This is a genomic window from Patiriisocius marinus, assembly GCF_008974325.1.
Taxonomy (GTDB): domain Bacteria; phylum Bacteroidota; class Bacteroidia; order Flavobacteriales; family Flavobacteriaceae; genus Patiriisocius; species Patiriisocius marinus.
Map to the genome: position 1 here is coordinate 18470 of NZ_BKCG01000005.1, position 13542 is coordinate 32011.

The 13542-nt window shown below is 33.3% G+C and carries 14 protein-coding genes and 4 tRNA genes; 3 read left to right on the forward strand and 15 right to left on the reverse strand.

Annotated elements, in window-relative coordinates:
- Nucleotides 1-25: 25 nt before the first annotated feature.
- From tuf to GBH57_RS10065, 8 genes are all read right to left on the reverse strand, one after another.
- Nucleotides 26-1213, reverse strand: coding sequence for an elongation factor Tu (tuf, locus tag GBH57_RS10030; RefSeq protein ID WP_151674370.1), 1188 nt, complete (start codon nucleotides 1211-1213; stop codon nucleotides 26-28).
- Nucleotides 1214-1269: 56 nt separating this feature from the next.
- Nucleotides 1270-1341: transfer RNA gene (locus tag GBH57_RS10035), tRNA-Thr, on the reverse strand.
- A gap of 117 nt (nucleotides 1342-1458) precedes the next feature.
- Nucleotides 1459-1531 (reverse strand) — tRNA-Gly (locus GBH57_RS10040).
- Nucleotides 1532-1621: 90 nt separating this feature from the next.
- Nucleotides 1622-1703 (reverse strand) — tRNA-Tyr (locus tag GBH57_RS10045).
- Between the two features lie 72 nt (nucleotides 1704-1775).
- Nucleotides 1776-1849 (reverse strand) — tRNA-Thr (locus tag GBH57_RS10050).
- A 211-nt stretch (nucleotides 1850-2060) separates the two neighbouring features.
- Nucleotides 2061-2951, reverse strand: coding sequence for a tyrosine-type recombinase/integrase (locus GBH57_RS10055; RefSeq protein WP_151674371.1), 891 nt, complete (start codon nucleotides 2949-2951; stop codon nucleotides 2061-2063).
- A gap of 99 nt (nucleotides 2952-3050) precedes the next feature.
- Nucleotides 3051-3245, reverse strand: a complete 195-nt coding sequence (rpsU, locus tag GBH57_RS10060; RefSeq protein ID WP_151674372.1) for a 30S ribosomal protein S21 — start codon at nucleotides 3243-3245, stop codon at nucleotides 3051-3053.
- A gap of 58 nt (nucleotides 3246-3303) precedes the next feature.
- Nucleotides 3304-3552 carry a helix-turn-helix domain-containing protein gene (locus tag GBH57_RS10065; RefSeq protein WP_235904688.1) on the reverse strand — a complete coding sequence of 83 codons (249 nt, stop codon included), beginning with the start codon at nucleotides 3550-3552 and terminating at the stop codon, nucleotides 3304-3306.
- Nucleotides 3553-3856: 304 nt separating this feature from the next.
- On the opposite strand from GBH57_RS10065, the gene GBH57_RS16300 reads away from it, so the two are divergent.
- Genes GBH57_RS16300 through GBH57_RS10075 form a run of 3 tightly spaced genes read left to right on the forward strand, consistent with a single transcriptional unit; the run spans nucleotide 3857 to nucleotide 5507 of the window.
- Nucleotides 3857-3982, forward strand: a complete 126-nt coding sequence (locus tag GBH57_RS16300) for a hypothetical protein (protein ID WP_262714255.1) — start codon at nucleotides 3857-3859, stop codon at nucleotides 3980-3982.
- A gap of 3 nt (nucleotides 3983-3985) precedes the next feature.
- The gene (locus GBH57_RS10070) at nucleotides 3986-5113 is read left to right on the forward strand and encodes a hypothetical protein (RefSeq protein ID WP_151674373.1); all 1128 of its coding nucleotides are present in this window, start codon (nucleotides 3986-3988) and stop codon (nucleotides 5111-5113) included.
- Nucleotides 5114-5141: 28 nt separating this feature from the next.
- On the forward strand, nucleotides 5142-5507 hold the full coding sequence (locus GBH57_RS10075; RefSeq protein ID WP_151674374.1) for a hypothetical protein: 366 nt from the start codon (nucleotides 5142-5144) through the stop codon (nucleotides 5505-5507).
- Nucleotides 5508-5516: 9 nt separating this feature from the next.
- Here the strand turns inward: GBH57_RS10075 and GBH57_RS10080 are convergent, their stop codons facing one another.
- The 7 genes from GBH57_RS10080 to GBH57_RS10110 all read right to left on the reverse strand — a co-directional run bounded on the left by GBH57_RS10080 (nucleotide 5517) and on the right by GBH57_RS10110 (nucleotide 13430).
- Nucleotides 5517-6944, reverse strand: a complete 1428-nt coding sequence (locus tag GBH57_RS10080) for a carboxypeptidase-like regulatory domain-containing protein (RefSeq protein WP_151674375.1) — start codon at nucleotides 6942-6944, stop codon at nucleotides 5517-5519.
- 64 nt (nucleotides 6945-7008) lie between these two features.
- On the reverse strand, nucleotides 7009-8166 hold the full coding sequence (locus GBH57_RS10085; RefSeq protein ID WP_151674376.1) for an acyl-CoA dehydrogenase family protein: 1158 nt from the start codon (nucleotides 8164-8166) through the stop codon (nucleotides 7009-7011).
- Between the two features lie 57 nt (nucleotides 8167-8223).
- Nucleotides 8224-9111 (reverse strand): ComEA family DNA-binding protein, encoded by an 888-nt coding sequence (locus GBH57_RS10090; protein ID WP_151674377.1) that lies wholly within the window; start codon nucleotides 9109-9111, stop codon nucleotides 8224-8226.
- A gap of 65 nt (nucleotides 9112-9176) precedes the next feature.
- Entirely contained in the window at nucleotides 9177-10775 is a 1599-nt protein-coding gene (locus GBH57_RS10095; RefSeq protein WP_151674378.1) for an alanine/glycine:cation symporter family protein, read from the reverse strand.
- 93 nt (nucleotides 10776-10868) lie between these two features.
- Complete coding sequence (locus GBH57_RS10100) at nucleotides 10869-11879, reverse strand: potassium channel family protein (RefSeq protein ID WP_151674379.1); 1011 nt, start codon at nucleotides 11877-11879, stop codon at nucleotides 10869-10871.
- On the reverse strand, nucleotides 11876-12106 hold the full coding sequence (locus tag GBH57_RS16240; protein WP_151674380.1) for a PspC domain-containing protein: 231 nt from the start codon (nucleotides 12104-12106) through the stop codon (nucleotides 11876-11878). Before GBH57_RS16240 ends, GBH57_RS10100 begins: the two co-directional genes overlap by 4 nt.
- Before the next feature lie 52 nt (nucleotides 12107-12158).
- The gene (locus tag GBH57_RS10110; RefSeq protein ID WP_151674381.1) at nucleotides 12159-13430 is read right to left on the reverse strand and encodes a DUF2851 family protein; all 1272 of its coding nucleotides are present in this window, start codon (nucleotides 13428-13430) and stop codon (nucleotides 12159-12161) included.
- Nucleotides 13431-13542: the final 112 nt, after the last annotated feature.

Here is a 13542-nt window from a genome sequence, read left to right on the forward strand (position 1 = left end):
TGACTATTTATCTTTTGACTAAAAATTAGTCTAAAATTTCAGTAACCTGTCCTGCACCTACTGTTCTACCACCCTCACGGATTGCAAAACGTAAACCTACGCTCATCGCGATAGCAGAGATCAACTCAACATGAATAGTTAAGTTATCACCTGGCATAACCATCTCTACTCCATCAGGAAGTGAAATGTTACCTGTAACATCAGTAGTACGTACGTAAAACTGTGGACGGTAGTTATTATGGAATGGAGTGTGACGTCCACCTTCTTCTTTTTTCAACACATAAACCTCAGCCTTAAACTTAGCGTGTGGTGTTACAGATCCTGGCTTAACAATTACCATACCTCTAGAGATCATTGACTTCTCAATACCTCTTAATAAGATACCAGCGTTATCTCCAGCCTCACCTCTATCAAGGATTTGACGGAACATTTCAATACCAGTAATAGTAGATGTCAATTTCTCAGCACCCATACCAATAATCTCAACAGGATCTCCTGTATTAGCGATACCTGTTTCGATACGTCCTGTAGCTACAGTTCCACGACCAGTAATAGAGAATACATCCTCGATAGGCATTAAGAAAGGCTTATCAACCTCACGTAAAGGCTCTTCGATCCAAGAATCTACAGCCGCCATTAATTCAAGCACAGTATCAACCCATTTTTGCTCACCGTTCAATGCACCTAATGCAGAACCAGCAATTACAGGTCCATTATCACCATCATACTCATAGAAAGATAAAAGATCTCTAATCTCCATCTCTACTAATTCAAGTAACTCCTCATCATCAACCATATCTACTTTATTCATAAATACAACGATACGTGGAATACCTACCTGACGTCCTAAAAGGATGTGCTCACGTGTTTGTGGCATTGGACCATCAGTTGCAGCAACAACTAAAATAGCACCGTCCATTTGAGCAGCACCAGTAACCATGTTCTTAACGTAATCGGCGTGACCTGGACAGTCAACGTGTGCGTAGTGACGATTAGCCGTCGCATACTCTACGTGAGAAGAGTTAATTGTAATACCACGCTCTTTTTCTTCAGGAGCGTTATCAATTTGATCAAAAGCCGAAGCTTCAGAATATCCAGCATCAGCTAATACCTTAGTAATAGCAGCTGTTAATGTTGTTTTACCGTGATCTACGTGTCCGATAGTACCTACATTTAAGTGTGGTTTCGAACGATCATATGTTGCCTTTGCCATTTTGTATTTATTTAAACTTAGTTATATATTAGTGTTCAATTGTAATATTTTTTTTGAGCCAATGACGAGAATTGAACTCGTGACCTCTTCCTTACCAAGGAAACGCTCTACCCCTGAGCTACACCGGCAATAACAATTGCCTCCATAGACGCTAGTGTTAAGTTTTAAAAACTTAAACCCTAAGAGCTTATAATGTTCTCGTTTCTACAAACAAGAAATCCCTCACTAATGTGAAGGTTAAATAGAGCGGGAGACCAGGTTCGAACTGGCGACATTCAGCTTGGAAGGCTGACGCTCTACCAACTGAGCTACTCCCGCTTTTTATAGAAAGATTTTTAACAAACTTTCAAACTTCAATAATTTTATGAACTATTCTCTTTCACCTATATTTCTTTCGAAATATTCTTGTGGGGAGAGCAGGATTCGAACCTGCGAAGACGTAGTCAGCAGATTTACAGTCTGCCCTCGTTGGCCGCTTGAGTATCTCCCCAAATTGTCTAAAATTTACACTTCAAACAATAATTTTCAAAATTTCAATTCTCTACTTTTTAGTAGAAAAATGAGCCGATGGAGGGACTCGAACCCACGACCTGCTGATTACAAATCAGCTGCTCTAGCCAGCTGAGCTACATCGGCGTTTTAATGCCTTTTTACACTAAATAATCTAGTATAAAAATTCCGTTTTTTCTAACGGTGTGCAAATGTATAACTTTATTTCCTTCTCGCAAACTTTTTCTGAAAAAAAATTTTGCTAAAATTAAATAACCACTTGCATTTAATTCGGGTGCAATATTAAAACAATTTGTTCTTACCGACAACATTTTTAAATAAAAATTTCACTTTTTTTTTACCCTTCATTTCTAGGGTGTGTATTTTTATAAACGTCTTTTAATTTTGCAATGTCATTATGAGTATATACTTGCGTGGAAGCCAGACTAGTATGCCCTAACAGTTCTTTTACTGCATTTAACTCTGCTCCTTGGTTAAGCAAATGCGTCGCAAACGAGTGTCGCAAAATATGAGGGCTCCTTTTAACTTTTGCTGAAACTTTTTTGAAGTAATTTATGATTACTCTATAAATTAAATTAGGATACAACTTATTTCCTTTAGCTGTCAAGAAAAGAAATTCGCCATCAGTTATGTTTGGAAGATTCTCGCGAAATTCTAGATACTCATTAATAGATATTAATACTGTAGAAAGAAGAGGAACTATTCGCTCCTTATTTCGTTTACCCAATACTTTAATCGACTTTTTAATAACTGAAACATCCTCAACCCTTAAATTAATTAGTTCCGCCCTACGCATCCCAGTACTATAAAACAACTCAACTATCGCTTTATTTCTAAACGATTCAAAATCGTCTGCTTTTGAAAGCAAATCTAAAACCTCTATTACTTCCTTTTCGGAAAATGGAACTTGAATATTTTTTGAAATTTTTAAAGCTCTATGTTTTGCTAAGGGATTCTCTTCTATAACCGAAGTCTTAATTAAAAACTTATAGAATGTATTTAAAGAAGAAATTTTACGATTGATTGATCTATTTGTGATACCACTATCCACTAATTGAACAATCCAACTTCTTATTAATGTATACGAAACTTTAGAAAGATCGTTTTCATTAAACTCACTCTGTATGAATAGATGGAAATTCTCTACATCTTTTTCATAAGCCAATGTAGTATGAGCAGAACATTTCTTCTCAAATTTCAAATACTCAACAAATGGATTAATATACACGTGACTGGATTTATTACTTGACTAAATTACGGAAACATAAGCCATGAAAAAACCGCTACCATAAATGATAGCGGTTTTATATAAATTGATAACAGAATACTAGATTTCTTCTGCATCTCTAAGTCCCTGAATGTACTGTGCCTTCTGGATTTCTTTTCTTCTCACAACTGATGGTTTTGAGAATGCCTGACGTGCACGTAATTGACGCATTGTTCCTGTACGATCAAACTTACGCTTGAAACGCTTCAATGCTCTATCGATATTTTCTCCGTCTTTAACTGGTATAATTAACATAGTTCCATAACCTCCTCTCTATTGGACTGCAAAAATACTACAAAATATGAATTATGAATTATGAATTATGATTTTTTTTATGCAATCTTTCATTAGCAAAAAAATCTTCAAGAGAAATTTTAAAATAATCACAAATTTTACATAATGTTGTAAAAGAAATATCCCTTTTACCTTGCTCTATTCTACCTATATGAATATTTGTTTCGTGTAAAAACTGGAGTTGCGTCAAACCACTTTCACTCCTTAAAGATTTTATTCTTTTAGCAAGCCAAGCAAGATTGATACTATTTTCCTCTTTTAAATTCAAGAAGGTAAATTTCTAACAATCAAAATTTTTAACAATTACCGTACGGTAATTGACTCTATATTTACGTTAACCATAAATCACTAATAACTAATGTATCCAGATAATTTTTACTTAGTTTAAATAATGCAGGAAATACGACGGCGTAGATGGCGATCAACACAGCTATATTATTAATGGTTGGTCGGAACAACTAACTTAAAACTGTTTCTAAAGTTTTCAAACCTAATGGTAATTCATTGCATAAGAAACAATCAATAATTATGAAATATTTAATGTGTTTATCACTTTTAGTTTGCTTTGCAAGTTGCGAAACGGAAGAAACAACCACTGCTTTGATGATGATGATGATGATGAAGATATTAATTTAACATCAAACATAAATCAGCAATGGATCTCCCCTCCATTTGCTGTATTTATTACTACACTCTAACAAATGAAAATTCAAATTATTATCTTTTTATTCATAAGCTACCTTTTTTCTAGCTGCAATCAAAAAGAGCATCATATTGAAAATGTAATTTTTAATACTGGCTTCGAACCTAGAAAAGTATTTGTTGGTAACGTAAAATCAAAAAAAGCCAATGAATTTTCAGTATATTTTGCAGAGCCAGTTACTAAAAAAATAATTAAGTTTTTTGATTTAAATGGAGAATACAAAGATTCTATTAATTTAAAGCCAATTGCATCTAAAATTGCTAATGTAGAAAACATTTCGGTTATCTCAAGAGATACTATTTTAATGTACTTTGCTGATAAGATAATCGCAATAAATAGATTCGGCACTATTACTCACAGTAAGGAATTACCTCTAGAAAACACTAATGGAGATTTTTTTATTTTCGGTTCTCCAACCATTTCAAATTTCACTAACAATACAAGTCAAATAATACTATATCACGATTGGAGATACAATAAAAACGAACCAGACTTAAATTTTAAAGAATATTATGCCAATTATTTTGAAAAACCTATGTATTCAAGAATAAGTGATTTTTTTGGAGATTCTATTAATGTAAGTTATTCTGAAAATTCTTCTCTGTACAAAGAGATTTATTCAAAACCAAAAATCTTCTTAGAAACTCCGAAGTACATCCAATTGGGAAATGAATTTTATGCATTTTCATTATATTCAAATAAAATATTTAAATTCAACATAAATGATTTCAAATTATCAAATTCTTTTATTATTGAATCTCAATATACTTCTGTTGGATCAGAAGCATTAGATTTAATTCAAGAGAACAGTATTAATTTAGGTAAAAAAACTGGTGAAATTGCTAAAAATTCAGGGAGGATTGGCACTATATTACATAATAGTACTAAAAATGAATTTTATGTTTTGATCTATCACAAAACAAATTATCAAAAAATAGAGGATATATCCCTTCGACCATTTTCAATAATTAAATACAATAAAGAGTTTATTAAAATAAAGGAGATTCCTTTTACTAATGAAATTTACAAGGGTTCTTCAATTCAATTCACTCCTAAAGGGCTAATGCTATTAAATAAAAAAGAAAGCACCGATGAAGAATTACACTACGATTTTTTTGATTTTTAGTATTTTTTCATCTTGTACTCAAAAAGAAATGGGTTACAAAAAAGAAGAGAGTATTCTATTTAATAATGTGGACTTAGCTGTTACCAAAGACACAAAAAGGGTCTACATACTTACAGAAAAAGAATGCCCAACTTGCAATAAGGAATTTGCATTATTTATGGAACAAAACTTAAAAGACAGCACAGCACTTTTTATAATCAATGCAAAAGGCTTACAAGTAGACATTTCTATGTTTGAAACTCCAAAAAGTAATGTTATTAGAAAAAAATTTAAAGATCCATTTTTTCAAAAAACAAAAGCCATCGTTTTAACTAACAAAAAAATTGACACCATATTAGAAATTAATGTAAAAGACAAAAAAAATCAATTTGCTTTTCTTAATAACCTAAATTAAATCCTCCCGCTATTGCTTATAAAGTGAAACCCGCTGACTCAAATCACGAATTAATTTATCTTCTTCATCACTTTCTAACAAAACATTATAGTCTTCCCAAAATTCTTTGTGATATGGACGTGGAGAAAAGATATCTTCATCCCATTTTTTCGTTAATGCTTCCGTAAGAGTTTCTGGATCTTCTATGATTTCAGTAAAAACAATTTCTTGAACGGTATTGTAATAAAACTCGGTTTTGTCTTGCGTTGGGTTTCCATCCTTGTCCACTTGGTCTGATGATCTGTCACCTGCATTTACAAGTTTTGGCGTTTCATAATAGATATATTTAGGGTACATTCTATCATTGTATTGCAAATAGGAAATCACAAGTTTATGATTGAGCGTTGTACCAAAAAGACTTTTACTTCGCCTTTTCTGAACATCTGAAGCTGCAATAAGCTGATATTCAACTTTCTTAATAGCATATGTCTCCCAGTCTATGTACATCCACCCTTCAGCTTCAAAACCCTCGTTATAGATATCTTCGGTATTTAAACCTACAAAATCTTTGCTCTTTCCTATTTTAATTTTATAAAGCTTTTTATCGTTCTCTACTAAAACGGTGTCTAGCTTAAACTGGTGCTTCTCTAATATATCTTCTCCAAACAATGCATTTCTGTCGTTAGCGTTTCGCACTAAATTGAGACGACCTTTTAAAAGATTTCCAACACCATTTACGCGTTCATCATTCCAGCGAATAGCATTTACTAAAGATGACGTTGAAATAGTATCTCTTCGAAGATTGCTTTTGCGTAATTTTTTATTCCGAGTTCGTTTCTTTAAATAAGCCGTGTACGCAAACAAACTATCTACATCTCGCAAATCATAACTTTTACGGGTCTCGTCTACGTTAATACGTAAGTTTTTCTTCGCTCCAGAGGCATAACTATCATCATATAACGTAATCGCACTTTCCACTAACCATTTATACTCCGTAGTATTTTTTTCTTTATGACGAAGAAAACCTTTCATCATATAAGGTTGTTCTGGTAAGTTCTCTCCTATTTCTTCAATTGCTTTTAAAACAATGTCGTTTCCTGTTTTTGGCCTATTTTCAACAATAAGCAAAACCTCGTCTAGCGAAGCGATATCTTCCTCAAGAATTACATCCATAGTAGCATCGAAGTCTTTTACTACAGTTTTAAAACTTTTATACCCAATAGACGATATAATCAAAGTATCATTCTCTAATTCTCTAGGAACAAGTAACACAAATTTCCCATCAACATTACTAATGGTTCCTACAGTACTATTTTGAACATAAATACTCGCACTTTCAACAGGCTCGAAAGAAGTAAAATCTATAATCTTACTTTTTATCTCAATTTGAGCGGTTGCAGAAAATGCGAGTATAAATAATGTACTCGCTAGTAATCCTTTTAAAAACGTATTTTTCAAAATTTTTGACTTTTAGTTATTAAATACAAACTTAGCGAATAATGTGCCGAAAAATAGAACTTGATTAAGTTGCTGGTTTGTAGCTAACCTCTTCTATTACCATTTTAGCAATAATTTCTTTTAATATTTCAGAAGTACCACCACCTATTGGTCCTAAACGGCTATCTCTTAAATTCCGTGCCATTGGGTATTCTTCCATATATCCATATCCACCTAAAAATTGCACACAGTCATAAGCAACTTTATCTGCTATTTTAGTTGAAAGTAACTTAGACATTGTAGCTTCTTTCACAACATACTCACCATCATCTAGCCTTTTAGCGGTAACATAATTAAATGTTTTAGCCATTTCAACTTCACTAGCTAATTCTGCTATTCTATGACGTAATGCTTGAAATTTAGAAATTGATTTCCCAAAAGCGTGACGCTCTTTCATATATTCAATGGTATAATCTAATGCCCATTCACTACGAGCGTGTGCATTAACACCCATTATTAAACGCTCTAAAGCAAAATGCTGCATAATGTAAGGAAAACCTTTATTCTCTTCACCCATTAAATTAGCTGCAGGAATCTCAACATTGTCAAATGCAATCTCAGCTGTATCACTTGCTCTCCATCCTAGCTTATCTAGTTTTGTAGCCGAAATACCTGGAGTATCACGATCCATCACAAAAATACTAATCCCTTTATTTCCTAATTCTGGTGCTGTTTTAGCACAAACAATTAAGTAATCACTATAAACACCATTTGTAATGAATGTTTTAGATCCATTAATAATATAGCTATCTCCTTTTTTCACAGCAGTTGTACGCATACCTCCTACATCACTCCCACCAAAAGGTTCTGTGATACAAAGACATCCTATTTTTTCTCCTGTCACACTTGGAGCTAAATATTTTAATTTTTGTTCGTGGTTAGCTTCTTTATTTAGATGCGTCATTGCAAGATATTCATGCGCCCACATAGCAGCTGCAAAACCTGCACTACTTATTTTCTGCAATTCTTCAATAAATATAATTGTATAAAAAACATCAAGTCCTAAACCACCATATTCTTCTGGAGTTGCTAAACCAAAGTATCCCATCTCTCCAAACTTCTCCCAAATAAAACGATCAATCGTTCCTGTTTCTTCCCATTTTTCAATGTGTGGGACTACTTCTTTTTTCAAGAAATCTTGAAAACTCTTTCTAAAAAAATCGTGTTCTTCTGTAAAATACATATGCTATAATTGATATATCCTTAATATTATATCGATAATCTTACTATATAATGAAGATTATTCAACGCTCAAATATAATTGAAATAGCTTAAATTTTGAATCATTAACACCGTCTATTTTACGAAGTTCCTCTAGATTATTAATTCGCTCTCTTAAGGTTCTATATTCCCATATTTCAGTTGCCAAATCGAAGGACACACCTGGAATCGTAGCTATATCTGAAGCGGAAGCTGTATTAATTTGAATTTTTAGAATCTCTTTAGGAGTTTTAACGGTAAATTGCCCTAACACCCTAACGACTACTTCCGCATCAATACCCCAAACTCCATAAAGCTGATCATCTGTACTGAAGCCATCTAATCTTTTTCGATCTTTAATAATTCGAGCACTTAAAGCTGGCCCTATACCTCTAACTGCCTGAAGCTGGTCTGCCGTAGCTTCATTTAAATCTATTTTTTGATCAAAACTTTTTACAACAGTTGCCTTTTTAGTAAACTGAGTTGGGTATTGTTTTCGAGGTTTCGGATGCGTCACCCAATCTGGAAATTTAAAATATGGACTTATTTTATCAAGCACTGAATCTGACACTTTAGTCACACGTTTAAAATCTGCTATACTATTTATCCATTGATCTTTACTTCGGAAATTTGATAGACGATTAAATTGTTCTGTTGTCATTCCTAACGTGTAGGCCTTATAATCTGTTATAAAATTAGGATTGAAAGGATATATTTTGGGTTTTCTTTTTTCGAGAGCTATCAGTTTTAATGAATCTATCGAAGCTTGATGTTTTAAAATTTCAGCAGAGCTGGAATCAAAAACAATTTTGGGTTCGGGGTTATTGAATAACAGAAACAAAATGCTTCCAAGTATCAATAAGGCTAAAAGCAATATCCCACCTTGTTGTTCTTTATTGAACAATAGGTGGGATTTAAAATTTTCCATAGGACTCCGGATTAAGCATCATCGGGGAGTCTATAAGGCATTAAAATTTCAGCTTATTTTACAGCTTATTTTTTCTTGATCGCTGTCATATATTTTTTCAATTCTTCTTTCACTTTTGGAGCAAGTAATACAAGTCCAATCATGTTAGGAACCATCATAGCGAAAATCATTGCATCAGAGAAGCCAATTACAGACCCTAAACTTGCTGCTGCACCAATTACAACGAATACACAGAATAAAAATTTGTAAGCATATTCCATTTTCTTTGAGCGACCAAATAGGTAAGCCCAACCTTGGAAACCATAATAAGACCAAGAAATCATTGTACTAAATGCAAATAACACAACTGCAATTGTTAATACGTATGGGAACCAAGAAATAACACTTTCAAATGCTCCTGATGTCATTAAAATTGCTTCTGCATCGTTTGCAGGTCCTGTACCTGTTAATGATCCTGTAATAATCAATACTAAAGCGGTCATTGTACAAACTACTACTGTGTCAATAAATGGCTCTAATAAAGCAACCATACCTTCACTTGCAGCATATTTAGTTTTTACAGCAGAGTGTGCTATTGATGAAGAACCTATACCAGCTTCGTTAGAGAAAGCTGCACGTCTAAACCCTTGAATCAACACCCCTACAGCACCACCGGCAATACCTGTTGGACTAAAAGCTCCATCCCAGATTTGTCCAAATGCATCTCCAATTAAATCATATTTTGCTATTAAAACAAATAACGATGCAGCAACATAAATTACAACCATAAATGGTACAATTTTATCAGTTACTTTAGCGATTTTCTTGATACCACCAATAATCACAATACCTACTAATACTGCCATTACAATACCGAACATCCATCCTCTATCATGTAAAAATGATTGATCTCCTCCAGTTATATTTTCCACTAATTGAAATGCTTGATTTACTTGGAACATGTTTCCACCACCAAAAGATCCACCAATAACGAAAATTGCAAAAAGTGCTGCTAGCACCTTTCCTAATCCGCCCATTCCTTTTTCTTTCAATCCTTTTGTTAAGTAATACATAGGACCTCCATATACAGTTCCATCTGCAGCGATATCACGATATTTAACTCCTAGTGTACATTCAACAAACTTAGATGCCATTCCTAAAAATCCTGCGATTATCATCCAGAATGTCGCTCCAGCTCCACCAATTGAAACTGCAATTGCAACTCCCGCAATGTTTCCTAAACCAACTGTAGCAGATAATGCTGCTGTTAACGCCTGGAAGTGAGAAACCTCACCTTCATGACCTTCGACCCTTATAGTATCTGGATTATCTCCTTCTGCATTTTTATGTACTGCATCTGACACTTCAACGAAGTGATTTTCATGTCCTTCTACGTGGTCGTGTTTTCCTCTAACAATATTGATAGATGTAAAAAAACCACGGAAGTTTATAAAATTAAAATAAACTGTGAAGTACATCGCTCCTAAAATTAACGGAAACAACACCCAGTAAATGCTTATCTCGTCTGTAAAAGGAATTTGATAAAATATAAATTCTACAAACCAGCCTGTAGCATTTCCAAAGGCCCGATCTATTTTTTGATCCATACCTAATTCTTGCGCTTCTTGGGCAAATGAAACTAATGGTAAGACAATTGTTAATAAGGAAAGAAGAAATCTCTTCATAATCTTTTATTCTAGTTTTGATTAATATAGCTAGCAAGATGCTAAAAAAAATGAGTTTTTCAAATTATTAGCCGTTAAAATGTTAACGAAAAACTAAACGTTGTACAAATTTTTAAGGCTTTCAATTTGTGTAGGACGGCCTATTAAAATTAGTTTAGAACCCTTTTCAAGTACCAATGACGGCTCAGGATTTACAATATATTCGCCGCTTGGAGATTTATAACCTATTATAGAACAGCCTGTTCTTTGGCGAACATCAAGATCACTTATAGCGCGTTCTTCACCAGAAGGGCAAACATTTTCAAATCCTACTTGCTCCACATTTATACTATCTTCATTACCTGAAACCGATAAATTATCTAGAAATTCAATTAAATCTGGAACGACAACCAATGAAGCCATGTGATCTCCTCCTATTTTAGCTGGAAGAATTACATTATCTGCTCCAGCAAGCTTCATTTTACGATAACTTGTCTCTTCAGCAGCACGACTTATAATTTTTAATTTTGGATTTATTTGTCTAGCAGACAGAACTATAAAAAGGTTATCCGCATCACTTGGCAAAGCGCAAATCAAAGTGCTTGCACGCTCAATCCCTGCGTTTAATAAAACTTCATCTTCATTGGCATTACCTAGAACGAATAATAAATTTTCTTCAGATAACTTTTCTGCGACTTCTTGATCACTTTCTATAATTACAAACTGTTGTTTATAATCTAATAATTTTTGAACAGCCTGCTTTCCATTACGACCATAACCACAAACAATAACGTGACCTTTTAAATTTTCTATCATTTTATGCACTCTTTTTTCTCTAAGGTTACCAATATTATTTTTACTTAAAATATATTCTGTTATTAATGTAATGGCATAAGCAAAAATAAATACGCTAGAGATAATTAGTATTGATGTAAAAATTTTATCTACATCATTTAGCGTTTGGACTTCACCAAAACCTACAGTAGTAACAGTAATAACTGTCATGTAAAATGCATCTATCCAAGTATAATCTGATATAAAACGGTAGCCAAAAACACCTGTAACAAATACCAGAAGTAACAAATAAATAGCACCAACTATTTTAGATGGGAAAAACCTACTCATAAATCAAAAACTGATGTTCGTTTAGTATAGACTAAATCTTTTAATTTTAACCAGAATGCAAGTGTAAGATAAATAGCAAACCACACTCCTAATGTTGCAAAGGATACGTAGATAAAAAACAACCTCACACTTTTTGCTCGCATACCTAATCGATCTGCTAGACGTGCACAAACATAATAGCCGTGTCGTTCAAAGTAATGTCGCACATTATAAACCCATTGTAACATAGCATGCAAAATACAACATTAAGGGGTAATCAAAAAGTATAATTAACACCTATTAGTGCTTTAGTAATTGATTTCCTATTGCACACTCTAAACAGCGTAACTTATCGCAATAGCTTGTCTTTAATTGAAGCAGAGCCTGACTTTCCAACGCGGTTTTAGCAATTGGTTTTAGTTTATTAAATTTTTCAATAATGCTATTTTTCTCGCTAGGAAGCTGTTGTGCTAACTCAAATAACCGCTCCGAATCTTCAATACCTATAAATTTCTGAAAAGCAAATTGTAATGGTATTATGGTGTTAATGATTAACAAGTGGATAAAATTAGGTGTTAATTTTCGAGAGCTTTTTTTAGAAGCAACACCGTAATTGTAATGCGATTCCCAATAAGGCAATGCCGAAATTTTAAAAATTGAAATTAATTCTTCTATACTTTTAATCGTGCTTACTTTAGAAAATAACTGTGGCGTTGAACTATACAAAGAAGCCAATTGCGATAAGCGAATTGTAGGAAAATTTGGGGGACGAAGTCTGAAAAATTGAGGTTTTATAACCGAACTAATATCAAGTTGAAATTTTTGTTTTAAAAAGGCATATTCCTTTTTCTGTGCTTTAAAATATGAATCATTAATATCACTGTCCAAAAGACCTGATTGTCCTAATAACAAAGTCTCTAACATTAGTGGAGAATGCCTACACTTTTGTATCACATGAAAAGTCACAGATTGCGCTATGCTTAAAAAAGAAGCTCCGTTTACTTTAGACCCAAAGTTTTTACACAGCATTTCAAACAGTAATGCTTCCCAATGGTTTTGAAGTACAGCTAACCGCGATTGAAGTAAGCCACTTTTGAGCTCAAGTCTTTCAATAAATAAACGTTCTACCCAATTCTCTACTATTAAAGAATCTACCTCAGTAAAACGCTGTTCGCAATTAATGAACTTTTTATTCTTAGAAAATAACGCGTTATAATTCTGTAATATTTCCGAAGGGATATAATTTTTTAATTCTAAGGTTGGAATTATTGTATGGTCTTTTCTATAAATTTCGACATCGTGATTAAAAACAACGTGTAGTATTACATTGTCGTAAGCTATATCTTTCTCGTGGCTATGGGCATACCAATCGCTAGAGTTAATATGTATTTCAATATTACCTGCCCACTTTTGGTTACCAATACTTATACGGCCGTCAAAAAAGTCAGGACCAGCAAGATAGTTATGTTGGCCAGTTTTAAAAATTTGAATTGGTTTTTCATCTACGGTAAGGAGTGTAGGCGTTGTAAACTTTTGAAACTTCCACACATAATGCAGAAAATCTTCTTTCATAAAAAGCTGTTTGCGGGGAGCTTACAATGTTATAAAGATAGTAAAATTTGAAGCGCAATTCATTTTTGAAATATATGCGCATAAAAAAACTCCCCTTGATTAAACAAAGAGA

What these genes read in the sequence shown, in the direction of transcription:
- tuf (WP_151674370.1), bottom strand. Translation starts at nt 1,213, where the DNA reads ATGGCAAAGGCAACATATGATCGTTCGAAACCACACTTAAATGTAGGT.
- rpsU (WP_151674372.1), bottom strand. Translation starts at nt 3,245, where the DNA reads ATGTTAATTATACCAGTTAAAGACGGAGAAAATATCGATAGAGCATTG.
- GBH57_RS10070 (WP_151674373.1), top strand. Translation starts at nt 3,986, where the DNA reads ATGAAAATTCAAATTATTATCTTTTTATTCATAAGCTACCTTTTTTCT.
- GBH57_RS10075 (WP_151674374.1), top strand. Translation starts at nt 5,142, where the DNA reads ATGGGTTACAAAAAAGAAGAGAGTATTCTATTTAATAATGTGGACTTA.
- GBH57_RS10085 (WP_151674376.1), bottom strand. Translation starts at nt 8,166, where the DNA reads ATGTATTTTACAGAAGAACACGATTTTTTTAGAAAGAGTTTTCAAGAT.
- GBH57_RS10090 (WP_151674377.1), bottom strand. Translation starts at nt 9,111, where the DNA reads ATGGAAAATTTTAAATCCCACCTATTGTTCAATAAAGAACAACAAGGT.
- GBH57_RS10095 (WP_151674378.1), bottom strand. Translation starts at nt 10,775, where the DNA reads ATGAAGAGATTTCTTCTTTCCTTATTAACAATTGTCTTACCATTAGTT.
- GBH57_RS10100 (WP_151674379.1), bottom strand. Translation starts at nt 11,879, where the DNA reads ATGAGTAGGTTTTTCCCATCTAAAATAGTTGGTGCTATTTATTTGTTA.
- GBH57_RS16240 (WP_151674380.1), bottom strand. Translation starts at nt 12,106, where the DNA reads ATGTTACAATGGGTTTATAATGTGCGACATTACTTTGAACGACACGGC.
- GBH57_RS10110 (WP_151674381.1), bottom strand. Translation starts at nt 13,430, where the DNA reads ATGAAAGAAGATTTTCTGCATTATGTGTGGAAGTTTCAAAAGTTTACA.